Genomic DNA, 22,474 nt, shown 5'->3' on the forward strand with positions numbered 1-22,474 from the left:
TCCGTCCTCAGGGCATGAAATCGCCGCCGTTCGCATCCAGCGTCGCGCCGGTCACCGCGTTCGCGTAATCCGACGCGAGAAACAGCGCCGCGCGCGCGCAGTCGTCGTCGGTCGGCAGTTTCGCGAGCGCGATGTTCGACGCGATCGGCGCAATGATCTCCTGCTCCGTCATCCCGTACTCGGCGGCCGCCTGCCGGAAATACGCCTGCGTCGGCACGCCCCACATCCAGCCCATGTGAATGCTGTTCGCGCGAATCCCGTGCACGCCGAGCTCGCGCGCCAGGTATTTTGCCGCAACGGCGAGCGCGCCCTTCGATACAGCGTAGCCCGATTCCCCTGCAAACGGCTTGCGGGTCGCCTGCGTGTTGATCATCACGATCGCGCCGCGCTTCTGCCGCTTCATGTGCGGCACGACTTCCTGCGTGAGCGTCATCGTGCCGAACACGTTGGTGTCGAACACCGCACGCCAGCCGTCGAGATCGGCGTCCTCGACGGCCTCCGGAAACGTGCCGTGCACGAACGCGCTGTTCACGAGCGCGTCGATCCGGCCGAAGCACTCGACCGCCTGCGTCGCGAGCTGCCGGCACTGCGCGCGCTCGGCGATGTCGGTTCGCACCTTCAGCACGTCGCACGCGACGCCGAGTTCGCGGATCCGTGCCTCCGCATCGTCGAGCTTTTCCATCGTGCGTGCCGCGACGACCACGCCGCGCGCGCCCTCGCGTGCCGCCTCGACGGCGAGCTTCACGCCGAGCCCCGGCCCGATCCCGGAAATCACGACGATCTTGTCCTTCAGCAACATGAGTTGTCTCCTGGTTGTCGTTCGTCTCTCGGGCGCGCGGTCAGCCGGCCGCCCGCAGGTGCCGCGCGCGATACGCGGCGAAGTCGTGCGCCAGTTGCGCATCTGTGAAGCCGAAGCGCGCAATCGAATAGTCATGTGCTGCACGCTTGTCGCGGCCGTTGCGCGCCATCCAGTCCGCCATCGCCGCGCGCTGCCGTGCATCGAGCGGCATCCCCGCGAAGCGGTACACGGCCTGCGCGACGCCGAGCGGATTCGACACCGTGTCCTCGAAACGCACGTCGAGAAAGCGCGCCGTGGGCAGTGCGTCGCGCGCCGTCATCGCCGCGCCGATCGCGCGCGCCATCCCTGCGTTCCACTGCGCGCCGACGGCGAGCGGGTCCGGGTCGTCCGCGTACATCTGCCACAGCGTGTGCGCCATGCTCGCCATCGACGGAATCGTCTGCGCCGGGTCGCGGTGCGTGAGCACGACCTGCGCGCGCGGGAACACGCGGCACAGCACATCGAGCGCGTGCAGGTGCTGCGGCGTCTTCAGCAGCCAGCGCTCGGCCGGGGCGACGCCGCGTTGCGCCTTCTGCCACTGCAGGAACTGCAGCATCCGCTTCAGGTACGTGTAGACCGGCGTCAGGTCCTGCTTCGCGAGCCACGCCGTATAGGTCGGCACGTTCGCGTACGAATCCATCGCGCACACGAACGAATGCTCCATCAGCATGAACTCCTCGTCGGCGAGCATCGCGTCGAGCGGATGGATCGTCAGGATCTGCGGAATGCAGTCGATCATCGTCGCGACCTCGGCCTGCGCGCGCGCGATGCGCACGGCCGGCGCGTCGAGCGTCTCGCCGGCGAGCGGCGCCGGATAGCGCGTTTCCCACCACGCGGCCGAATGGAAACGCGGATCGACGGCAAGCAGCCGCTGCAGCAGCGTCGTGCCGGTGCGCGGCAGCCCGACGATCACGAGCGGGTCGTCGATCTCGATGTCGGCGATCTCCGGATGACGGCGGCAGTAGTCCTCGACGACGAGCCGGTTCACGAGCTGGCCGACCAGCTTTTCACGCATCATCTCCGCCCCGCGCGCGGACAGCTTCGCTTCATCGATCAGCGCTGCGCACATCACGTCGAGCGCCTCGCGATACGGGCCGTCGCCGAACGCGGTGAGGCCGCCCGTGCGCGATATCGCCTCTGCAATCAGCCCGTCGGCATCGAGCTGCGTGCGGATCCGGTCGAGCGGCGCGTTCATGCAGCCTCCTTCAGCGTCGCGAGCTTGACGACGCGCGTGCGCGGATGGACCGGCAACGCGGCGCCGACCCAGCGCCAGCAGATCGTGCCGGTGCGATGCCCGGCCGTATCGAGCCAGTTCGTGTCGCGCGGCCGCGACGCGGCGACCACCACCGTCACGCCGCCGTCGGCATTCAGCCGCGCGCCGTGCTTGTTCACGCAGATGTCGAAGTGCCGGTAGTCGAGCGACTCCATCCAGTAGTTGTTGAGCTGCACGTTCCAGAAGTCGCAGTCGGGCACCGTGTCGACGTCGATCACGAGCGCCTCGTCGTCGGCGAGCGACCAGCACGAGTGGTAGTAGTAGATGTTCGGATCGCCGCCGACCGACTGGCACAGCGCCTGGTCCGCGGGCGGCAGCGCGTTCACGTGCGCCCCGTAGCTCGCGGCCCAGTCGGCGAACAGCTTCGACGTCTGCTCGACGAACCGCGCGGCGCGCGTGAGGCCGCCCTGCAGCACGAGCGGGTCGAGCGGCGCCGGGCGATCGCGCGCGCCGATGCGCTCGATCCTCAGTTGCGCGGGCGTCTCCGCACGCCGGTCAAGGAAGGTCTGGCGCACCAGCAGCGCGTTCGTGCCGGGCTCCATGCGCACCCAGTTGCCCGCGCGCGGCGTTTCGCTCAGCACGATCTCGAAGCTGCCGTCCGGCGCGATCTCGAGCTGCTTCGCGTCGAGAAATCCCGTCTGCAGCATCTTGCCGTCCGTCTCGTAGCCGCCCTTCTGCGTACCGAAGCTCAGGTACGCGACCGTGCCGCGCCGCCCCGTCACGCGATATGCGCAGCGGCCGTCGAGGCGCGCGTACTGGTACAGGTTGTCGGGATTGTCGGCGCCGATCTTCGCGGTCTCGTGCGACGGCGAGAAGAAGCCGGGCCACGCGCCGTCCGCGAACTCGACGTGCATCTCGAGCGCGATGCGCATCAGCCGGCTCAGGTAGCGGAACCCTTCCGTGCGCGTAAGCGGATCGTCCGGCGCCTCGGCGCGCAGGATCTGCTGTCCGCTGCGTTTCAGGGTGTCGCAGAAATCGGCCCAGGTCTGGCCCGAAAGCAAAAGCGTGGCACGTGTGTCGTCCGTCATGTGTCGTCTCCGCCGATGGTCGAGCGCTCACCTTAAGCGAGCGCGCCACGCGCCACTTCGTCCGGGCGGACTAAGGAAAGATCCGCTGCGCGGCCGAGCCGCGGTTTAGGGCCTGTTCACGCTAATAACGGGCTTGCGAACGTGCCTTTCCGCCCGCAGGGCAAGGAGAGAGGAGGCGCAATAGCCGTAGCTATTGCAACGACGAACGACGCCGCAATGCGGGCGGAAAGGCACGTTCCCCTGTTTTGGAAAATTCATTCGTGGGGCTGGCCCGTTATTAGCGTGAACAGGCCCTAGTCCACCCGGACGAAGAATCGGACCGCCCTCGCTCGATACCGTTGGCGTCATGCACGAAACGCCGCACATGTCGCGCGGCGCCGGCATGAAACAAGGAGACGAACGATGTTGACCCACTTGGAGCGACTGGAGGCCGAGAGCATCCACATCATGCGCGAGGTGGTCGCGGAAAGCGAAAACCCGGTGATGCTCTATTCGATCGGCAAGGACAGCTCGGTCATGCTGCATCTCGCGATGAAGGCGTTCTACCCGGCGAAGCCGCCCTTTCCGCTGCTGCACGTCGACACGACGTGGAAGTTCCGCGAGATGATCGCGTTTCGCGACGAGACGGCCGAGCGCCTCGGCCTCGACCTGCGCGTGCACGTGAACCCGGATGGCGTGTCGAACGACATCAATCCGTTCACGCACGGCTCGGCCGTGCATACCGACGTGTGGAAGACCCAGGGCCTCAAGCAGGCGCTCGACCACTACGGCTTCGACGCCGCGTTCGGCGGCGCGCGCCGCGACGAGGAGAAATCGCGCGCGAAGGAGCGCATCGTGTCGCTGCGCTCGGAGCAGCACCGCTGGGACCCGAAGCGCCAGCGCCCCGAACTCTGGTCGCTGTACAACGCGCGCAAGCGCAAGGGCGAAAGCCTGCGCGTGTTCCCGATTTGCAACTGGACCGAGCTCGACATCTGGCAGTACATCCGGCTGCACGACATTCCGATCGTGCCGCTCTACTACGCGAAGGCGCGGCCCGTGGTCGAGCGCGACGGCGCGCTGATCATGGTCGACGACGCACGCCTGCCGCTGCGCGAAGGCGAAGTGCCGCAGCTGCGCAAGGTGCGCTTTCGCACGCTCGGCTGCTATCCGCTGACGGGTGCGATCGACAGCGATGCGAGCTCGCTCGACGACATCCTGCAGGAGATGCGCGACACGCGCACGTCCGAGCGCCAGGGACGCCTGATCGACAGCGATTCGGCCGGTTCGATGGAAAGGAAGAAACAGGAGGGATATTTCTGATGACACACGTTCTCACCGCGCCCGACACGCTCGCGCACGCGTCTGCCGACATGCACACCGACGATGCGCAGACAAAGGACCTGCTGCGCTTCATCACCTGCGGCAGCGTCGACGACGGCAAGAGCACGCTGATCGGCCGCCTGCTCTACGAATCGAACCTGCTGTTCGACGACCAGCTGATCCAGCTCGAGGCCGATTCGAAGAAAGTCGGCACGCAAGGCGGCGAACTCGATTTCGCGCTGCTCGTCGACGGCCTGTCGGCCGAGCGCGAACAGGGCATCACGATCGACGTCGCGTACCGCTTCTTCGCGACCGCGCGACGCAAGTTCATCGTCGCCGATACGCCCGGCCACGAGCAGTACACGCGCAACATGATCACCGGCGCGTCGACCGCCGATCTCGCGGTGATCCTGATCGACGCGCGCAAGGGCGTGCTCACGCAGACGCGCCGCCACAGCCATCTCGTCGCGCTGATCGGCATCAAGCGCGTCGTGCTCGCGATCAACAAGATGGACCTGGTCGACCACGACCGCGCGGTATTCGAGTGCATCGACGCCGACTATCGCGCGTTCGCGGCCGAGCTCGGTCTCGAGGAGATCGTCAGCATTCCGATGTCCGCGCTGCGCGGCGACAACGTGATCGCGGCGAGCGCGCGGATGCCGTGGTACGCGGGCCCCACGCTGATGCAGCATCTCGACACGCTGCCGCTCGTCGAGCGCGTGACTCGCGACGAACCGTTCCGCCTGCCCGTGCAATGGGTCAACCGGCCGCACCTGAACTTCCGCGGCTATGCCGGCAGCATCGCGTCGGGCGAGGTTCGCGTCGGCGAACGGGTGCGCGTGCTGCCGTCCGGCAAGGAGAGCCGCGTCGCGTCGGTGATCACGCCGGCCGGCGAAGCCGGCGTCGCGCGCGCCGGCGAAGCGGTGACGCTCACGCTCGCCGACGAGATCGACATCAGCCGCGGCGACATGATCGCGCGTGCCGACGCGCCGCCCGAGGTGGCCGACCAGTTCGAGGCAACGCTCGTGTGGATGCACGACGAACCGCTGCTGCCGGGCCGGCCGTATCTCGTGAAGCTCGGCACCCAGACGGTCGGTGCGACCTGCGCGACGCCGAAGTACAAGATCGACGTGAACACGCGCGAGCACCTCGCCGCGCGCACGCTCGCGCTGAACGAGATCGGCGTGTGCAACCTGAGCTTCGACCGGCCCGTCGCGTTCGATCCGTACGAGCGGAACCGCCACACCGGCGGCTTCATCGTGATCGACCGCTTCACCAACGACACGGTCGGCGCCGGGATGCTGCACTTCGCGCTTCGCCGCGCGCACAACGTGCACTGGCAGGCGGTCGACGTCGACCGCGACGCGCGCGCGGTGCATAAGGCGCAGACGCCGCGCATCGTGTGGCTGACCGGACTGTCCGGCGCGGGCAAGTCGACGATCGCGAACCTCGTCGAGCGTCGACTGCATGCGCTCGGCAAGCACACCTACCTGCTCGACGGCGACAACGTGCGGCACGGGCTCAACCGCGATCTCGGCTTCACCGAGGCCGATCGCGTGGAGAACATCCGGCGCGTGGCCGAGGTCGCGCGGCTGATGCTCGATGCCGGGCTCGTCACGCTCGTGTCGTTCATCTCGCCGTTCCGCGCGGAACGCGACATGGCGCGCGCGCTGGCCGGCCCCGACGAGTTCGTCGAAGTGTTCGTCGACACGCCGCTCGCGATCGCCGAGGAACGCGACCCGAAGGGCCTGTACAAGAAGGCACGCCGGGGCGAGCTGAAGCACTTCACGGGCATCGACTCGCCGTACGAGCCGCCCGCGCGGCCCGAGCTGCGCATCGATACGGTGGCCGAGTCGCCGGAAGCGGCGGCGGAACGCATCGTCGCGTACCTGCTGCGCGAGCGCGCGGCATAAGCGACGTCAGCGGCATATGCACGCTCGGGCAGCACAAGCACCGTCGCATGGCCACGGCCCGCGTCGTCTACTCCGTTCGGATGACGCGAGCCGCTGGCCGGTCGGTATGCTGGGTCGGCAGCATTCACCCCGACCCAGGAGAACACGAGCATGCGGATCGCGCTGGCGCCCCACGATACGGCCGCGCACGACGGTTTCGACGACGCGGCGTGGACGGCCCGCGAACTCAGCGCGTGGCTCGGGCTCGTCTATCAGGGTCCGTCCGAAACGACGCCGTGGGCGGGCTTTCTCGAAGCGATCCGCGTGCGGCTCGACGCGAGCTTCACGACGCTCGTGCTGCGCAACCCCGGCGGCTCGCGGCGCGGGCTCATCATCAACGCATCGGCCCACGGCCCGCTGCTGCCCGGCGAGCCGTCGTACAGCGAGCAGTTCTACGCGCTATGCCCGTTTCTCGACCAGCCGCCCGGCCAGGTGTTCACGGCCGACGGGCTGTTAGGCGCCACCCGGTGGTGCGCGCACGATTTCTACCGGCAGTACCTGCAGCCGCTCGACCTGCGCTTCATCCTCGGCGCGAACCTGCGCGGCGAGCACGGCGTCGAGTGCGCGTTCTTCGTGAGCCGTGCTCATCGCGCCCGCGACTTCGACCCGGTCGAACGCGCGCAGGTCGCGACGCTGCTGCCGCATCTGCAGCGCGCGGTCGAGCTGCATGCGGCGCTCGACGTGCTCGATGCCGAGCGCGCACTGTACGCGGGCACCGTCGACCGGCTCGACGTCGGCACCGCGATCCTCGACGAGGACGGCCGCGTGATCAAGCACAACCGCATCGCCGAACGGCTGATCGAGCAGCAGGACGGTCTTTGCCTGCGCCAGGCGCGGCTCCATGCGTCCTGCCCGCTCGACGAGCGCCGGCTGCAGAGGGCGCTGCAGGCCGCGCTCGAACATTTCCGTGCAGGCGCGCTCGCGCGCATCGAGGCCACCACGCTGTCGCGCCCCGGCGGCGCGATGCCGTTGAACGTGCTGCTGCGCCCGCTCGCGCCCTATCGCGGCGCGGAGGATCGCCAGCACCGGCCGGCCGTCGCGGTGTTCGTCCGCGATCCGGCGTCGTCGCCGCAGACGTCGCGCGACATGCTGCACCGGCTGTTTCGCCTCACGCCGATGGAAACCGAGATCGCGCTGCGGCTCGTCGACGGCCTGACGCTCGACGAAGCGGCCGCCGCGACCGGCATCACGAAGAACACCGCCCGCGCGCACCTGCGCGGAATCTTTGCGAAGACGGGCGCGACGCGGCAGGCGGTGCTCGTGAAGATGCTGCTGAACAGCGTCGTGTCGATGGCGTAGCGGGCCGCGCCCTTGGGGCGACGCCTCGCCGCGCAGCGCATGTCATACGTCATCAGATGTGATTGGACATGACGGCAGTCTCCTGATATTCCCCAATATTTGGGCATATCCCGGGTAAACCCGCGACGTCACGCTGGAATCTCAAGCGTACCATGTCATACGACGACATACTACATAGATCACCACCCGACGCCAACGCGGGCCGCCGCCCCGTTCGCCGCCCGACCGGAGACTCCCCTTGACTTCGCCCGCCCTGCCCGGCCGCGACCCGCTCGCGTCCGCCGTCTCGAAAGTGAAATGGCACGTGCTGCCGCTCGTGCTGATCATGTTCATCGCGAACTACATCGATCGCGTGAACGTCGGCTTCGTCGACCGCCACCTCGAAGCGTCGATCGGAATCGGCGCGGCCGCGTACGGGCTCGGCGCCGGCCTGTTCTTCGTCGGCTACGCGCTGTTCGAAGTGCCGTCGAACCTGCTGATGCAGCGCTACGGCGCGCGTATCTGGCTCGCGCGGATCATGGCGACGTGGGGCATCGTCGCCGCCGCGATGGCGTTCGTGTGGAACGACACGTCGTTCTACGTGCTGCGTTTCCTGCTCGGCGCGGCCGAGGCCGGCTTTTTCCCCGGCGTCGTGCTGTACCTGTCGCAATGGCTGCCGCCGCAGGAACGCGGCAAGGCGATGGCGATCTTCCTCGGCGGGTCCGCGTTGGCGTCGGTGCTGTCCGGGCCCGTCACCGGCGCGCTGCTGTCGATCCACGGCTTCGGCCTGCAGGGCTGGCAGTGGATGTTCCTGATCGAAGGGATGTTCTCGGTCGCGCTGTGCGGCGCGAGCTGGCTCCTGCTGAAGTCGCACATCCGCGACGCGACGTGGCTCACCGCCGACGAACGCGCGGCGCTCCGGAACGCACTCGATGAAGAGCGTGCGTCGCGCGACGTGCGCTCGAAGGTGCACGTTTCGGCCGCCACGCTGCTGCGCGACCCGCAGATCATGCTGTTCTGCTTCCTGTATTTCGCGATCCAGCTGACGATCTACGCGGCCACCTTCTGGCTGCCGACGATCATCCGCAAGATGGGCGGCCTCACCGACTTCCAGGTCGGCCTCTACAACACGATTCCGTGGATGATCGCGATCGGCGCGATGTACGGTTTCGCGGTGCTGTCCGCGAAGTGGAAGCATCCGCAGCGCTGGCTGTCGTTCGCGCTCGTGCTCGCCGCGTGCGGGCTGTTCGCGTCGACCTCGCACGATCCCGTCTGGTCGTTCGCGTCGATCTGCTTCGCCGCGCTCGGCTTCAAGGCCGCGTCGTCGCTGTTCTGGCCGATCCCGCAGGGCTATCTCGACACGCGCGTGGCCGCGGCCGTGATCGCGCTGATCAACTCGGTCGGCAACCTCGGCGGCTTCGTCGCGCCGACGGCATTCGGCTATCTGAAGCAACATACGGGTTCGATCACCGGCGGCCTGTATGCGCTCGCGATCGCATCCCTCGTCGCCGCGGTCGCCGCGCTGTTCGCCCGCACGCACCATCGCAGCGATCCGCCGCGCGGGCTGCCGGCCGACGAGCCTTTCACGAACACCGCCATGCTCCGCCATGCCGAACACTGACCGCCTGACCGTCGTCGTCTCGAATGCCGCCGACGGCGACCTCGCCACGTTCTCGCTCGCGTCCGACGGCGCGCTCGCACCGCTCGCGCGCTACCCGGCCGGCGACATCACGATGCCCATCGCCGTGCAGCCCGATCGCGCGCGGCTGTACGTCGCGACGCGCGGCGAGCAGCCGACGATCGTCGCGTTCCGCGTGGCAACGAGTACCGGCGCGCTCGCACGCATCGGCTCGACCGCGATCGACGCGAGCCATGCGTACCTGTCGCTCGACCTCAGCGGCCGTTGGCTGCTCGGCGCGTCGTACGGCGGCAACTCGCTGAGTCTCTACGACGCCGCGCGCATGCGCGACGGCGACGGTGCGCCGCTGCAGGTCGCGCACGGCATCGCGAACGCGCATGCGGTCATCGTGTCGCCGGACAACCGGTTCGCGTATGTCAGCTCGCTCGGCTCCGACCGGATCTTCACGTTCGCGCTCATCGAGGATGCCGGCGGCCCGCGTGCACGCGAACACGGCGAAACGCGCGTGCCGGGCGGCTTCGGGCCGCGTCACCTGCGCTTCGCGCGCGACGGCCGTGCGCTCGTCGCGGTCAGCGAGTTCCAGGCCACGCTCGCGACCTTCGCACGCGACGCCGACAGCGGCCGCCTCGGCGACGCACGGATCAGCGCGCGCCACCCGGCCATCGCGGAGCTCGCGCACGGCCATGCGCGCCCGCCCGCGCCGACCGAACCCGCCGTGTGGGCTGCCGATCTCCACCTCACGCCCGACGAGCGCTTCGCGTATGTCGGCGAACGCACGTCGAGCCAGTTGCTCTGCTATCGCCGCGATGCGCACGGCAGCTTCGAACCCGCGCACGCGACGGCCACCGAAACGCAGCCGCGCGGCTTCGCGATCGATCCGTCGGGACGCTGGCTCGTCGCGTGCGGCGAGCAGTCGGAATACGTGTCGGTCTACGCGATCGCGCCCGACGACGGCACGCTGGCATTGCACGCGCGCGTGCCGGGCGGCCGCGGGGCGAACTGGGTTGCGATCGTCTGATCGGCCGCATGACCGCTGGATCGCTGGATCGACACCGCGGCGCACGGGCGGCACCGGCCCGCGCCGCCCGGCGCGCCGTCAGCGCCGCCCGCTCGGCGCGACGCCGGTCCAGCGCTTGAACGCTCGCGTGAAGTTCGCGCGGTCGGTGTAGCCGACCCGCGCCGCGATCTCGTCGACCGGCAGGCGCGTGCCCTCGAGCAGGCGAAGCGCATCGCGCAGCCGGATCTCGTCGAGCAGCACCGAATAGGTCGCGCCGAATTCCGCGAGCTTGCGCTTCAACGTCCGCGCCGACACATGGAGTTCGCGCGCAACCTCGTCGACCGACGGATAGCCGGTCTCGCCGCAGATCAGCAGGTTGCGCACGCGCTCGACAATGCTCTCCGCATAGCCGAGCCGCGCGAGCTCCGCCTCGCATTGCTGGACGATCATCTGCGCCGTCTGCGCATTCGCGGTGCCGATCGGCTCGTCGAGCAGCGCGGCATCGCAGCGGATGCGGTTCGCGCTCGCATCGAAATGACAGCGCGGCAGCCGCGCACGATAGCGCTCGAACCACGGCGGCTCCGGCCATTCGAAATGCAGCTCCGCACGCGACTGCAGCGTGCGCCCCGGCGCGGGATCGAGCAGCGAGTTGAACAGGATCGCCGTCTCGACCAGGAAGTTTTCCACCGCGAACTGGCGCAGCCGCCCGAGCGGAAACGCCTCCAGCACGTCGATGTCGACGATCCCGTCGAGCTGCGCGAGCCGCACCGAAAAGAACGGCACGCGCGTCGGCAGGTAACGGATGCCGAGCGCGATCGCCTCGCCGAGCGTCGCACAGCTCATCAGCCCGAAACCGATCAGCCCGGATTTCGTCAGACTGCTGCGCAGGCCGATCTCGATCGCGATCGACGGATCGTTCGTCGCGTCGAGCAGGTTGAACACGATCGCGGCCTGCTGCAGCGGCGTGATGCGCGCATCGGGCTGGGCGAGCCGGTCGCGCTCGACGCCCGAGCCGGCGAGAATGCGGCCGCCATCGATGCCGCGCTCCTCGGCGAGCATCAGCATGAACAGCGCATACGCGGACGATACCGTCGCCTTGTTCAGCTGGCGCGCGGCATCCGGAACGGACAGGGCCATGCGGCGGACTCCGGAGCGGTTTCGGCGGATTGTAGCGTCGCTGGCCCGCAATGACACCACGGTGGCACTCTAGCCATACGAGGCCGCATCGGGCGCCGATGCGCCGGCCATCGTGGCCCAAATTGACACCATCATTGGCACCGGCGGCCCTCGCGTGCGCAACGGCGCTCGCCTATGCTTGTCGCATCGGCATTGCGCCCCATTCTTTCCTCACGGATTCCCGTCGATGAGCCAACCTGCACGCACCGTCTTTCGCCACGACGCCGACAAGGTCGCGTATGTCCGCCGCGAGGTCAACGCCGCGAGCGACGCGATCCGCGTGCGCTTTCCGCTGCTCGACAACCAGAACCTCGTCGGCGCGACCGTGATGGCCGTGTCGGTGAGCGCGATGCTCGCGATCGCGTGGCTGTATGCGCGCGGCGCGATCGCGTGGTACGTCGCGCTGCCGCTCGCCGCGTTCGTCACGTCGCTGATCCACGAACTCGAGCACGACCTGATCCATCTAATGTACTTCAGGAAGACGCCGTGGGCCTATCACCTGATGATGGCGCTGTGCTGGCTCACGCGGCCGGGCACGATCAACCCGTGGACGCGCCGGCGCATGCACCTGCATCACCACAAGGTATCGGGCGGCGAATCGGATCTCGAGGAATTCGGCATCACCAACGGCGAGCGCTGGGGCGTGAAGCGGCTGCTGATGATCGCGGACGGGATGCTCGCCGTCGTGCTGCGGCCGGATGCGATGCGCCGAAAGGTCAAGCAGTACGTCGCCGCGCAGCCGGTGCAGGATGCGGCTGAACGTGCGCAATTGCGCGTCGAGCAGGTGTCGTCCTACATGCCGATCGGTCACGCGTACTACGCGCTGTGGCACGCGTTCATCGTCTATCACGCCGTCCTGTTCGCGCTGCATGCATTCGGCTACGCAGTGACCGTGCCGACTGTCGTCGAGCGCGTGATGCACGTCGTCGATTTCCTTGCGGTCGTATGGCTCGGGCCGAACTTCGTGCGCAGCTTCTGCATCAACTTCGTCAGCTCGAACATGCATTACTTCGGCGACATCGATTCGCACAACGTGATCCAGCAGACCCAGGTGCTCAACCCGTGGTGGATGCTGCCGTTCCAGCTGTTCTGCTTCAACTTCGGCAGCACCCACGCGATCCATCACTTCGTCGTGCGCGATCCGTTCTACATCCGGCAGCTGACCGCGCGCCCCGCGCATGCGGCGCTGCGTGAGGTCGGCGTGCGGTTCAACGATGTCGGCACGTTCAGGCGGGCGAATCGCTGGGGCGCGTATCGTCCGGCACGCGGTGTGCACGGCGTGCGACGGGCCGACGCATAGTGGTGACCCGCGTGCCGGGTCAATCCGTCAGTCGCCGATCGGCGGCATCGGCCCCTGCCCGCGGATCCACGCCCAGTTCGCGAGCGCGGCCATTTCCTTGTCGCCACGACTGTCGCCGTACGCGAACAGTTTCCCCGGCGCCCGATTTCCCCACCAGCCGCGCAAGCGCACGACCTTCTGCGGACCCCAGCAGTTCTCGCCGCTCAGCCTCCCGGTGAACGTGTCGCGCTCGAATGCGAGGCGCGTCGCGAGCACCGTGTCGATGCCCGCCGTCTTCGCCCACTTCTCCAGATACAGCGACGGCGACGCGCTGACCAGCACGACTTCGTGTCCGCGCGCGCGATGCTCGCGCACCCGTTCCAGCATGTCCGGACGTACGAGGTTTGGCAGATAGCTGTCGACGAACCGCAGCGCCACCGCATCGAGCGCGTCCTCGCGGATCGGTCCGAACGCAAACCACGCGAACTTCGCTTTCGCGTCGCCGCGCGACAGCAGCCCGGCTTTCATCGCGACGATCCACGGCAGCGCGCGCAGCCCGGCCCACGCGAAGCGCGGCGTGCCGACCGCGTAGCGGACGAAATGACGGAAGCTATCGGTGGTCGTGATGGTGCCGTCGAAATCGAATGCGGCGACGATGCGGTCAGTCATGGGGAATCGGCGGGAGAGCGATGAGATGCCCGGGAAGATAGCAGACTCGCGGTAACGTGCGCGAAGCCGTCTGGCTCGACACGCGCCCCGGCGCGCCGAAGCGCGTGTGGCCGTGTCGTTCGCTTGACGGTGCGGCCGTGCGCCCCGCGCCGCCGGCAGCACGACTCTCATCAGGTGGGCAGCGCGCGAGCAGATCGATTGGTCTCGCGAAGGATTTCCGATGCGGGTGAAGGCGCACCGTACCGGCCTCGGCGGCCCGATTTCCGGCTGCCTCCGGCCGATCGTCGAAGGAAGTGGCGGGCGGCCACCAGAGTTTGCTATACTCTCGGTCTTCCGGAGAGATGGATGAGTGGTTTAAGTCGCACGCCTGGAAAGCGTGTATAGGTTAATCGCCTATCGGGGGTTCGAATCCCCCTCTCTCCGCCAGAATTCTCGGCAAAAACCCCGCAAAATCAATGATTTGCGGGGTTTTTTGTTTTCCGGTTCACGAACTCGTAACGTGCCCGCGAGGCGCGAATCGGTTTCAGTCCTCGAACGCAGATTGCTAAAAGCGATGTCGAATGCCGAGAACGACTTCCGCTTGACTCTGGGTGGTGGAGGCCGTCAGGCCGTTGAGGTTGGCGACTGCTCTCCCACCAGTCGAATCCGTGCCCGACGCGTGCTGGTAAACAGCATTTGCGTATAGATCCGTCCGCTTCGACAGGAAGTAATCGATGCCAATCGCGCCTTGATTGTAAGTCGCGCCGTTGACGCCATAACCTTTCAAGAAGTTATAGCCAACGCCCACCTGGAGTGCAGGCGTGAGGCGATAGAGGACGTTGACTTCAATGTCGTGGAATCGTGCATCGCCGCCCGCGCCTGTTGCCGGGAGCCCCGGCAACGCACCGATATCCTTGAACTGCGTGTTGCTGTAGTCGACAGCGAGGGTCGCGGCACCGACGACGTAAGAAGCGCCCGCGACGAAAATCTGCTGTCTTTTCGCGGACGCATAGCCCGAATACACACGACTTGCGGCCATATTGGACCCGGTAGCGCTTGAAGCCGCGTTGTTGCCGAAGTAAGAGAAGTTGGGATCCCGTGCATCGGCGAAGGCGGCCCCAAGCGTGAGCGGCCCCCGAACATAGTTCGCCGCGACCGACCAGATCTGATTCTGGCTGAATTTTCCGGCGATACCGCCGAAGCTGTAAGCCCCCTCGAATGTGAATCCACCATACGACACGCTGGTGAACTTGATCGCATTGTTGATGTGGTTGCTGCCATCGGTGTTGTCTACATCGCCCGGATGGGCGCTCGCGTATCCGGCCCACGTCTGAGCCGCGACGAACATGTAGATCAGGTCGGTAATCGGATCATATTGACGGCCGAACGTAACGGTACCGATCTTCGATGACGACAGGCCGACATACGCATGGCGCCCGAATTCGTCGCCCCCTTGGCCAAGCCTTCCGTTCGCAAGACTGAATCCGTTTTCCAGCACGAAAATCGTTTTCAGGCCCCCGCCGAGATCCTCGGTGCCGCGCAGCCCCCAGCGATCGCCGGCGAGATTGCCCGCGCCCAACGAATACTGGCTATGACCGCCAATGTTGTTCGCATAGTTCATCCCGACGTCAATCAAGCCGTAGAGCGTAACGCTGCTCTGGGCACGTGCCGTACATGCGACCGAGGCTAGCAGGACCGCTGCAATCAAGGACTTTTTCATGTGAATGCGGTGTGGGTGAATAAAAAACAGGTTGAAACAATGTCCTTCACGCGTGGCAAGCAGCGCTTTCGGGAACGACGAGAACGCCGGCGATCCTGGTTGCCTGCGACCAGCAGAAGGTGGCCCGGTCGATCACTCCGGCAGATGCGGCAGCACGAAAGACAGCGTGGCCTCGTGCTCGTCGCTGTTCGTCTTCGCGGGTTCCGACGGCGGCGAGTCGAATTTCGCAACGACGACGTTCAAACCCTGGTTGCGCACCGGAATGGTCACTTGGCCGTCGGCTCCCGTCTTAAGCGGTTCGGAGTCCGGATCGTTCAGAAGATCAGGCTGCACCTCGGCGCCCGCTGCGGGCTTGCCGTCGTACAGCACCCGAACCGTGAGCGGCTGGCCCAGCCGATCCGGCAGTTGATTGCCGACCGGCACGATCTGCAGCTTCTGCCCTGCCAGTATCGGCATCGCCCCATGCAGAGGGCGACGCAGGTTCACCGCGTACTTGAACGTATGCAAGCTGATCTCGGCGTTGCGCACTTCGTCCTTGCCCTTGTTGTACCACTTGCCATCCGTCGTCTTGCTCCACAGGCCGTTGTCCAACACGCCCGCAACGATTGCCGGCTGGTTGTCGGTATTCACGACGAGTAGCGGCCCACTGGCCGTGAGTTGCGTGGAAACCTCCTTGCCTTGTTCGTCGTAGGCGGTGACGCTCTTCACCTTGGACTGCCGCTTGATCATGTCCAGATCGTCGGCGCCAAGGCCGTAGACCAACGCCAACTGGTTCGAACGCTGCGCGAACCAGATGCCATGAGCCTGCGCGAGGCTGCCCGCGCCCATGCCTGCAAGCAGGCTTGCCACGACGGCCAGCTTTGTGGGGATCTTCATTTGTGTCTCCATCCAGTGGTTGAAAAAAAGGGCGATTCCTGTCGATCTCATTGGCCACGAAGGCAATGCGCCGTGCAGCCGCAGCAACGCTGCGAATAGCTCGAACCTGCGCTTGACGAGCGCATGCCAAACCGAGAGCACGATCCTCGATCGCGCCAACGGCTTGTCCAATCAGAAATTTGTTGACGGTTTTTGTCGACGCCGCCGGTCGTTGCACTTAAAGATCGAGTACCAGCGTCCGGCTATTGGCGCGCGAGCAACAGGGCGTGAAGAAGTCGTTTCTTTTTCTCTCGGCATCGGAAAGAAACAAGTCGCGATGTTGCGGTTCGCCGTCCAGCACGCGCGTCACGCAGGTGCCGCAGACGCCTTGTTCGCAAGACGCCGGGATATGGATTCCGCAATCGGCCAAAGCCACCATGACGGTCTTGTCTTCGGGTACGCGGATCGTCTTGCCCGTGCTTGCAATCACGACGTCGAATTCGACATTGCCGTCACATTCCCTCTGCTCTGCGCTGAAATACTCCCGGTGTACTCGGCTTTCGCTCCACCCCTTTTCCAAGGCGGTGTTGATGACCGCATTCATGAATGCCTCACCACCGCATACATACAGGTGCGTTTCGGTATCGTGTCTGTCGAAAAGCTCGGCCAGATCCAGCCGCTGCCGTTGCTCGTCTTGCGCGAAGTGAAAGAAGGCATGATCCGCGAATGTCGAACGCCGGATGCGCTCGACAAAGGCTGCGCGCGACGCGGAGCGCGCAAAGTAGTGCAGGTCGAAATCGGCCCCCACATCAGCCAGGTGTTCCGACATGCACAGGATCGGCGTGATACCAATACCGCCTGCGACAAGCACGGAGCGCTTCGCGGTTTCCACGAGCGGGAAGAAGTTCCTAGGCATGCCGACTTCGATCAAGTCCCCTTCGTCGAGCCGTTCATGCATGGCCTTCGATCCGCCGCGCGTCGATTCGGCCAGCATGACGGCAATCAGATACCGATGCCTGTCCGTCGACGAATTGCACAACGAGTACTGACGCACCTTTCCACCGGGTACATGAACATCGATGTGGGAGCCGGCCGTAAATGGCGGCAGCGGTTTTCCGGCCGGGTCGACAAGTTCGAACGATTGAACGGCCTCCGCTTCGGCTGTTTTCCTGGCCACTTTCAACGTGAGCGTCGTCCGTTGAGCCGCGGGTGCCGATGCGAGCGCCGATTCGGGTCGTTTGCGCTTTCCGCGCAGATAGCTTCCGATGCCGATGTAAGCCAGGACCGGCACCGAGAGTACGCCGATGAGTTGCAGCATCTGCAAGAACCCGCCGCTCAACCATCCGTAGTGAAACGCAAGCGCCGTCAAGTAAATTCGGTCGCCTAGGCTGTTATCGGAATAAGAAGTGAAACGCAACACCTTGCCCGTTCTCGTATCGAGACTTGCATAGGAAAATGCATTGATATGCGGTGCGCCGCGTGCGACTAGGTCGACGTTGAAAGCATCCCCGGGCTTGGCCGGGTAGTGAATGCGGGCATATTCCGGCATCGGCACCAGAGCCTGTGCGCGTCGCCACAGTTCCTCCACCGACAAACCGGGCGTAGTGGACTGCGCGGCCAGCTTGGGAGACGGCGTGGGAGGCATGGAGGCCGTCAGTGCGTAGAGCGCGTCGCTCACGAACTGGAACGATTGCAGGGCGCCGGTGAGCGCGCACGCAAGCAGAATGACGCTGACATAGCCGCCGAGCGTTTTGTGCAGGTTGAGCCGGCGCGCACGAACGGGAAGGTTGACCGAGGTCGCGTCGGCACGCCTGCGTTTGCGCAGCGTCTCCGGAATCCACACCGCCAGGCCGCCGATGACGAGGGCGAACGCGAATGTCAGCGCGAGCGATCCGGCGACGACGCTTCCATTCTTCAGGAAATGAAAACTGTGGAGAGCAGCCATCGCACCGAACAGGCCACCGTAACGATCCTCGCTTCCGAGGACTTTGCCGGTGCATGGATTTACGTAGTACCACCGGTTGTCGCCAAGAAGAATACGTGTGCAGGAATCCGCGTCGTCGTATATGCGGAGTTGCTTTGGCTGGCCTGCTGCGGGATTGGAAGCGCGGGCATTGGCGATCAACGTATCGAGCGGCAGGCGCGCATGACACGTCTGAACCTTGAGCAGACTGGGGTAGACGATCGGTTCGAGCTGCGCACGAAACAGCATGCCCGCGCCCGTCATCGCCACCATGACGACGAACAGGCCAATGCTCAGACCTATTGCCCGATGCAACTGAAGAATATTCAGACGCAGAGAAACTCGCATAGGACCACCAATAAGCGGAATGAGGTTGGCCTTGACAGTACGTGTTCCCGTGGTGATGCTATGAGTCCAATTCAGAAAGTTCGATAGGTCCAATGGCTGACTCGCTGCTCGCCGACCTCCTGATCAGCCGCATTCGTCGAGACGGGTCCGCACCGCTGCAGATCCAGATCGCGAACGCGATTCGAGACGCGATATCCGACGGCATGCTGAAGGCCGCAACGCGTTTGCCGTCGTCGCGAACGCTCGCAGCGGCACTCGAGGTTTCCCGGATAACCGTCGTCACGGCTTATGAAAGACTCTCGGCCGACGGCTATCTTCGTTCCGACTCCACGAGCGGCACGCTTGTCGCCGACACGCTGCCGCAATCGACCAAGCCGTCGCTTCGAGCATCGACGGCACGAACGCTGTCTGAACGCGGGGAGCAACTGATACGTGCTCCGGCCGGCATTCAGGAGCGCAAGGGCGCGTTCGTGCCCGGGGTTTGCGATACGACTTGCTTTCCTTATCAGATATGGCGGCGTATCCAGAATCGCTATCTCGGCGAGCAGCACGTGGATCTCATGGGCTACTCCAATCCAGGGGGATATCTTCCGTTGCGCCGCGCGCTGTCCGATTACTTGCGCGTATCGCGAGCAGTCCGAACTACTCCGGAACAGATCATCGTGACCATGGGCAGCAATCAGTCGATCGATCTGTGCTCGCGCATTCTGGCCGATGCGGGCGAGCTGGCTTATGTTGAAAACCCTTGCCATTGGGCGACGCCGATCCTGCTGCGCGCCAACGGGCTGGATGTGGAGGCTATTGCTGTCGATCACAACGGCATACAGATCGAACGATGCGCGCGTCGGCCCCGCCTGATCGTGACGACGCCATCACACCAGTTTCCGATGGGCGTCACATTGTCGGATGAACGGCGAGCCCAGCTGTGCGAGGCTGCCGAACGGTGGGACGCATTCGTGCTGGAAGACGACTACGACAGTGAATTCCGATACGACCAGCGCACGCTTCCGTCTCTCCAAGGCGCCGACAAAAACGGGCGGGTCATTCTGATGGGAACGTTCAGCAAGGTCATGTATCCCGGCATGAGGCTCAGCTATTTGGTCGTTCCGCCCGACCTGGTCGATTCCTTTGCAGCCGCTTCGTTACGTCTGTACAGGCCAGGGCACCTTTCGTTGCAAGCGGCGATGGCCGATTTCATTGCCGATGGACATTTCGCGAAGCACATTCGGCGGATGCGCGATATCTACGGTGCGAGACATTCGGAATTGCTCCGATGCCTGGATCGGAGTTTTGGCGATGCACACGAGACGTCGCGAAACGCGGTGGGTCTGCATATGACCGTCAGGATTCGCGATCTGGTCGACTTCGACACGACCATATCGCGTTCTCTCGAACAGGGCATTTACCTTCGACGGCTGCATACGTTCAATCAAGGCGACCCCAAGTTTCGTGACGGGTTTCTGTTGGGGTTCGGCGCGCTCGATGTCGAAGCCATCCGCCCCTCCGTCCAGACCTTCGCCCATATCGTCGAGCGCGTCATATCCGTTCAGGATTCGAGGTAACGAATTCGGCGACTTGTCGTCGGCGTGCGTGGCAATGCTGCCGTTCCGCCGGCCTCCCCGCGCCGCCCCCCTCACGGATGCCGAATGTAATCCACCAACGCCCGCGTGTATTCATCCGGCTCCCGATCGAGCAGACTGACCACGATCGCCACCGCAAACCCCGCCGGCACGCCGAACACGCCTGAACTGATCGGTTCGATCCCGAACCACGCCCGCCCCGCGAAGCCCGTCAGTTGCGTGAAATACGGATAAGTCGACACGATGTAATACACGCACACCGCGAGCCCCGTCACCATCCCGGCGATCGCACCGCGCGTCGTCGTGCGTTTCCAGAACACTCCAAGCACGAGCACCGGAAAGAAGCTGGACGCCGCCAGCGAAAACGCCGCCCCCACCAGAAACAGGATCTTCCCCGTATTGAGCGACGCGACATACGACGCGAACAGCGCGACGCCGAGCAGCAGCACCTTCGAGATCGTCACGCGCCGCTGGCTCGATGCATCCGGCGCGACCATGCAGTAATAGACGTCGTGCGACAACGCATTCGCGATCGTCAGCAGCAACCCGTCCGCGGTCGACAGCGCCGCGGCCAGCGCACCGGCCGCGATCAGCCCCGACACGACGTACGGCAGCCCCGCGATCTCCGGCGCGGCCAACACGACCATGTCCGGCTGCATCTGGATCTCCGACCAGTGGACGATGCCGTCGCGAATCACCTCGACCACGCTGATCAGGTCCGGTTCGAAGTGATGCCACTGCGTGACCCACGCGGGCAATTCGGCGATCGGCCGCCCGACCAGGTTGGTGAGAATCTCGTACTTGATCATCACGGCGAGCACCGGCACGCTCAGATAGAACAGCGCGATGAAGAACAGCGTCCACCCGACCGAGCGCCGTGCGGACGCCACCGACGTCGTCGTGTTGTAGCGCGTGAGAATGTGCGGCAGGCTCGCGGTGCCGAGCGACAGGCACAGCAGCAGCGCGAGGAAATTCCGCTCGCGCGGCTTGCGATCGTCGTCGTTCGCCGCGGGAAACGGCTCGTGCATCGGTACGGGCGGCTCGGCGCGTGCCAGCAGGTCGTCGCGCGCCTGGGTCCAGGTCACGCGCGCCGCCGTCGGGTCGCGCGGGAAGTCGGCCAGTTCGCGCTCGCGCTGGTTGATCTCGCGCAGCGGCCCGTTGTGGCGCCGCAGGTCCGCGAGCTGGTCGACGAGTTGCCTGCGCGCGTCCGCATACGATGCGGGCAGGCGATCGAGCTGCGCCTGCACGACCGCGGCCTGCCGGCGGTACGCATCGCGCACCTGCTGCTCCTCGGCCGCGAGGCGCAGCTGCGCCTCGCGCGCCGCCACGCGCTCCATCAGCTTGCCGTAGTTGAACTGCGGCACTGGCCCGAGCCCGTTCTTCATTGCGATCAGCGACACGGGGATCAGGATCGCGCTGATCAGGATGATGTACTGCGCGACCTGCGTCCACGTGACCGCGCGCATCCCGCCGAGAAACGAGCACACGAGAATGCCCGCGAGCCCGCAGAAGATCCCGATCGCGAAATCGACGCCGATGAAGCGCGTCGCGATCAGCCCGATCCCCTGGATCTGTGCGACCAGGTAGACGAACGAGCACAGGATCGCCGCGCCGGCCGCGAGCGCGCGCACGGCGGTGCTCGAAAAGCGCGTGCCGAGAAAATCCGGAATCGTGTAACGCGCGAGCTTGCGCACATACGGCGCGAGCAGGAACGCGACGAGGCAGAACCCGCCGGTCCACCCCATCACGTACGCGAGCGCGTCGTAGCCGGTTGCGTAGAGCGAGCCGGCGAGACCGATGAACGACGCCGCCGACAGCCAGTCGGCCGCCGTCGCCATCCCGTTGAACGCGGACGGCACGCGCCGCCCGGCCACGTAGTATTCAACGAGATCGGACGTGCGCGACAGCAGCCCGATCACCGCATACACGGCAATCGGCACGAACAGGAACACGTAGCCGATCCAGACGCCGGAGCCGGTCGCGCGCTCGATCCGCCACAGCAGCAGCACGAACCCGAGAAAGCCGAGCGTGTAGAGCGCGTACGCGCGAATCAGTCGATGCGTCAGCATGGATCAGCGGGCATGGTGCACATCGTCCGCGTGCGCGGCATGCTCGTCGTACGCGCGCCGCAACGTGCGGTCCGCGCGCTGCATCAGGCCGATGTAGATGACGATCAGCACGAGATAGACGAGAATCGCGCCCTGCGCGCCGACATAGAACGGCAGGCTGAAACCGGCAAAGCGAATGCCCGCGAGCGCGGGTGCGAAGAACGGCACGACGAACGACACCGTGAAGCCGATCGCCATCAGCACCAGAATCAGCGCGACGTTGAAACGCCAATAGCGCGCATGGGCACGCGCGAGCGGCTCGGGAACGGGCGGCGGCGCGGCAGGCACCGGACGGGACGGAACGGTCATGCCGTTATTTAGCAAAAAGCCCCTGCGCGGGCAATCGGGATTGCCGCGCAGGGGCTCGTGCGCGCAACGTGCGCAACAGGCGCGATCAGCGCACTTCGGCGAGCTGCTCGAGGATCGCCGGGTTCTCGAGCGTGGACGTGTCCTGCGTGATCGCCTCGCCCTTCGCGAGCGAGCGCAACAGGCG

General features: G+C 65.6%; 16 protein-coding genes, 1 tRNA gene and 1 pseudogene. 8 read left to right on the plus strand and 10 right to left on the minus strand.

Annotated elements, in window-relative coordinates; all coding sequences use genetic code 11:
- Nucleotides 1-7: 7 nt before the first annotated feature.
- Genes DIE06_RS33620 through DIE06_RS33630 form a run of 3 tightly spaced genes read right to left on the minus strand, consistent with a single transcriptional unit; the run spans nucleotide 8 to nucleotide 3,139 of the window.
- Nucleotides 8-799 (minus strand): SDR family oxidoreductase, encoded by a 792-nt coding sequence (locus tag DIE06_RS33620; protein WP_124665098.1) that lies wholly within the window; start codon nucleotides 797-799, stop codon nucleotides 8-10.
- A 40-nt stretch (nucleotides 800-839) separates the two neighbouring features.
- Nucleotides 840-2,033, minus strand: a complete 1,194-nt coding sequence (locus tag DIE06_RS33625; RefSeq protein WP_124665099.1) for a sulfotransferase — start codon at nucleotides 2,031-2,033, stop codon at nucleotides 840-842.
- Complete coding sequence (locus DIE06_RS33630) at nucleotides 2,030-3,139, minus strand: DUF1214 domain-containing protein (protein ID WP_124665100.1); 1,110 nt, start codon at nucleotides 3,137-3,139, stop codon at nucleotides 2,030-2,032. Before DIE06_RS33630 ends, DIE06_RS33625 begins: the two co-directional genes overlap by 4 nt.
- A 378-nt stretch (nucleotides 3,140-3,517) precedes the next feature.
- Here DIE06_RS33630 and cysD point away from each other — a divergent pair.
- From cysD to DIE06_RS33660, 5 genes and pseudogenes are all read left to right on the plus strand, one after another.
- A pseudogene (gene cysD, locus DIE06_RS33635) lies at nucleotides 3,518-4,438 on the plus strand (sulfate adenylyltransferase subunit CysD); the annotation flags it as partial.
- The gene (gene cysN / locus DIE06_RS33640) at nucleotides 4,438-6,351 is read left to right on the plus strand and encodes a sulfate adenylyltransferase subunit CysN (RefSeq protein WP_124665102.1); all 1,914 of its coding nucleotides are present in this window, start codon (nucleotides 4,438-4,440) and stop codon (nucleotides 6,349-6,351) included. The pseudogene cysD and the gene cysN, both read left to right, overlap by 1 nt.
- A gap of 150 nt (nucleotides 6,352-6,501) precedes the next feature.
- Nucleotides 6,502-7,689, plus strand: a complete 1,188-nt coding sequence (locus tag DIE06_RS33645) for a helix-turn-helix transcriptional regulator (protein ID WP_124665103.1) — start codon at nucleotides 6,502-6,504, stop codon at nucleotides 7,687-7,689.
- Between the two features lie 238 nt (nucleotides 7,690-7,927).
- Complete coding sequence (locus DIE06_RS33655; RefSeq protein WP_124665105.1) at nucleotides 7,928-9,289, plus strand: MFS transporter; 1,362 nt, start codon at nucleotides 7,928-7,930, stop codon at nucleotides 9,287-9,289.
- Complete coding sequence (locus tag DIE06_RS33660; protein WP_124665106.1) at nucleotides 9,276-10,325, plus strand: beta-propeller fold lactonase family protein; 1,050 nt, start codon at nucleotides 9,276-9,278, stop codon at nucleotides 10,323-10,325. The genes DIE06_RS33655 and DIE06_RS33660 overlap by 14 nt, the downstream gene beginning before the upstream one ends.
- A 78-nt stretch (nucleotides 10,326-10,403) precedes the next feature.
- Here DIE06_RS33660 and DIE06_RS33665 read toward each other — a convergent pair whose 3' ends face one another.
- Complete coding sequence (locus tag DIE06_RS33665; protein ID WP_124665107.1) at nucleotides 10,404-11,441, minus strand: AraC family transcriptional regulator; 1,038 nt, start codon at nucleotides 11,439-11,441, stop codon at nucleotides 10,404-10,406.
- A 226-nt stretch (nucleotides 11,442-11,667) separates the two neighbouring features.
- Between DIE06_RS33665 and DIE06_RS33670 the strand changes: the two genes are divergently transcribed.
- Nucleotides 11,668-12,780, plus strand: a complete 1,113-nt coding sequence (locus tag DIE06_RS33670; protein WP_124665108.1) for a fatty acid desaturase — start codon at nucleotides 11,668-11,670, stop codon at nucleotides 12,778-12,780.
- A gap of 27 nt (nucleotides 12,781-12,807) precedes the next feature.
- Here the strand turns inward: DIE06_RS33670 and DIE06_RS33675 are convergent, their stop codons facing one another.
- Nucleotides 12,808-13,428 (minus strand): HAD family hydrolase, encoded by a 621-nt coding sequence (locus DIE06_RS33675; RefSeq protein WP_124665109.1) that lies wholly within the window; start codon nucleotides 13,426-13,428, stop codon nucleotides 12,808-12,810.
- Nucleotides 13,429-13,763: 335 nt separating this feature from the next.
- Here DIE06_RS33675 and DIE06_RS33680 point away from each other — a divergent pair.
- Nucleotides 13,764-13,854: transfer RNA gene (locus DIE06_RS33680), tRNA-Ser, on the plus strand.
- 118 nt (nucleotides 13,855-13,972) lie between these two features.
- Here DIE06_RS33680 and DIE06_RS33685 read toward each other — a convergent pair.
- The 3 genes from DIE06_RS33685 to DIE06_RS39480 all read right to left on the minus strand — a co-directional run bounded on the left by DIE06_RS33685 (nucleotide 13,973) and on the right by DIE06_RS39480 (nucleotide 18,293).
- Nucleotides 13,973-15,127, minus strand: a complete 1,155-nt coding sequence (locus tag DIE06_RS33685; RefSeq protein ID WP_124665110.1) for a porin — start codon at nucleotides 15,125-15,127, stop codon at nucleotides 13,973-13,975.
- 132 nt (nucleotides 15,128-15,259) lie between these two features.
- On the minus strand, nucleotides 15,260-16,003 hold the full coding sequence (locus DIE06_RS33690) for a DUF4198 domain-containing protein (RefSeq protein ID WP_124665111.1): 744 nt from the start codon (nucleotides 16,001-16,003) through the stop codon (nucleotides 15,260-15,262).
- A 217-nt stretch (nucleotides 16,004-16,220) separates the two neighbouring features.
- On the minus strand, nucleotides 16,221-18,293 hold the full coding sequence (locus DIE06_RS39480) for a PepSY domain-containing protein (RefSeq protein ID WP_311767655.1): 2,073 nt from the start codon (nucleotides 18,291-18,293) through the stop codon (nucleotides 16,221-16,223).
- 92 nt (nucleotides 18,294-18,385) lie between these two features.
- Here DIE06_RS39480 and DIE06_RS33700 point away from each other — a divergent pair, with 92 nt between their 5' ends.
- The gene (locus DIE06_RS33700) at nucleotides 18,386-19,855 is read left to right on the plus strand and encodes a PLP-dependent aminotransferase family protein (protein WP_124665112.1); all 1,470 of its coding nucleotides are present in this window, start codon (nucleotides 18,386-18,388) and stop codon (nucleotides 19,853-19,855) included.
- Between the two features lie 71 nt (nucleotides 19,856-19,926).
- Here the strand turns inward: DIE06_RS33700 and DIE06_RS33705 are convergent, their stop codons facing one another.
- Both DIE06_RS33705 and DIE06_RS33710 read right to left on the minus strand, forming a co-directional pair.
- Nucleotides 19,927-21,942 carry a sodium:solute symporter family protein gene (locus DIE06_RS33705; RefSeq protein ID WP_124665113.1) on the minus strand — a complete coding sequence of 672 codons (2,016 nt, stop codon included), beginning with the start codon at nucleotides 21,940-21,942 and terminating at the stop codon, nucleotides 19,927-19,929.
- Between the two features lie 3 nt (nucleotides 21,943-21,945).
- Entirely contained in the window at nucleotides 21,946-22,290 is a 345-nt protein-coding gene (locus DIE06_RS33710) for a DUF4212 domain-containing protein (RefSeq protein WP_124665114.1), read from the minus strand.
- Nucleotides 22,291-22,474 lie beyond the last annotated feature (184 nt).

Source organism: Burkholderia sp. Bp8998 (assembly GCF_003854235.1).
In the GTDB taxonomy this organism is placed as follows: Bacteria; Pseudomonadota; Gammaproteobacteria; order Burkholderiales; family Burkholderiaceae; genus Burkholderia.

Excerpts from the sequence above, each read along its gene's own strand:
- DIE06_RS33675 (WP_124665109.1), bottom strand. The coding sequence starts at position 13,428 with ATGACTGACCGCATCGTCGCCGCATTCGATTTCGACGGCACCATCACG.
- DIE06_RS33660 (WP_124665106.1), top strand. The coding sequence starts at position 9,276 with ATGCCGAACACTGACCGCCTGACCGTCGTCGTCTCGAATGCCGCCGAC.
- DIE06_RS33670 (WP_124665108.1), top strand. The coding sequence starts at position 11,668 with ATGAGCCAACCTGCACGCACCGTCTTTCGCCACGACGCCGACAAGGTC.
- DIE06_RS33645 (WP_124665103.1), top strand. The coding sequence starts at position 6,502 with ATGCGGATCGCGCTGGCGCCCCACGATACGGCCGCGCACGACGGTTTC.
- DIE06_RS33630 (WP_124665100.1), bottom strand. The coding sequence starts at position 3,139 with ATGACGGACGACACACGTGCCACGCTTTTGCTTTCGGGCCAGACCTGG.
- DIE06_RS39480 (WP_311767655.1), bottom strand. The coding sequence starts at position 18,293 with ATGCGAGTTTCTCTGCGTCTGAATATTCTTCAGTTGCATCGGGCAATA.
- DIE06_RS33700 (WP_124665112.1), top strand. The coding sequence starts at position 18,386 with ATGGCTGACTCGCTGCTCGCCGACCTCCTGATCAGCCGCATTCGTCGA.
- DIE06_RS33710 (WP_124665114.1), bottom strand. The coding sequence starts at position 22,290 with ATGACCGTTCCGTCCCGTCCGGTGCCTGCCGCGCCGCCGCCCGTTCCC.
- cysN (WP_124665102.1), top strand. The coding sequence starts at position 4,438 with ATGACACACGTTCTCACCGCGCCCGACACGCTCGCGCACGCGTCTGCC.
- DIE06_RS33690 (WP_124665111.1), bottom strand. The coding sequence starts at position 16,003 with ATGAAGATCCCCACAAAGCTGGCCGTCGTGGCAAGCCTGCTTGCAGGC.
- DIE06_RS33620 (WP_124665098.1), bottom strand. The coding sequence starts at position 799 with ATGTTGCTGAAGGACAAGATCGTCGTGATTTCCGGGATCGGGCCGGGG.
- DIE06_RS33685 (WP_124665110.1), bottom strand. The coding sequence starts at position 15,127 with ATGAAAAAGTCCTTGATTGCAGCGGTCCTGCTAGCCTCGGTCGCATGT.
- DIE06_RS33705 (WP_124665113.1), bottom strand. The coding sequence starts at position 21,942 with ATGCTGACGCATCGACTGATTCGCGCGTACGCGCTCTACACGCTCGGC.
- DIE06_RS33625 (WP_124665099.1), bottom strand. The coding sequence starts at position 2,033 with ATGAACGCGCCGCTCGACCGGATCCGCACGCAGCTCGATGCCGACGGG.
- DIE06_RS33665 (WP_124665107.1), bottom strand. The coding sequence starts at position 11,441 with ATGGCCCTGTCCGTTCCGGATGCCGCGCGCCAGCTGAACAAGGCGACG.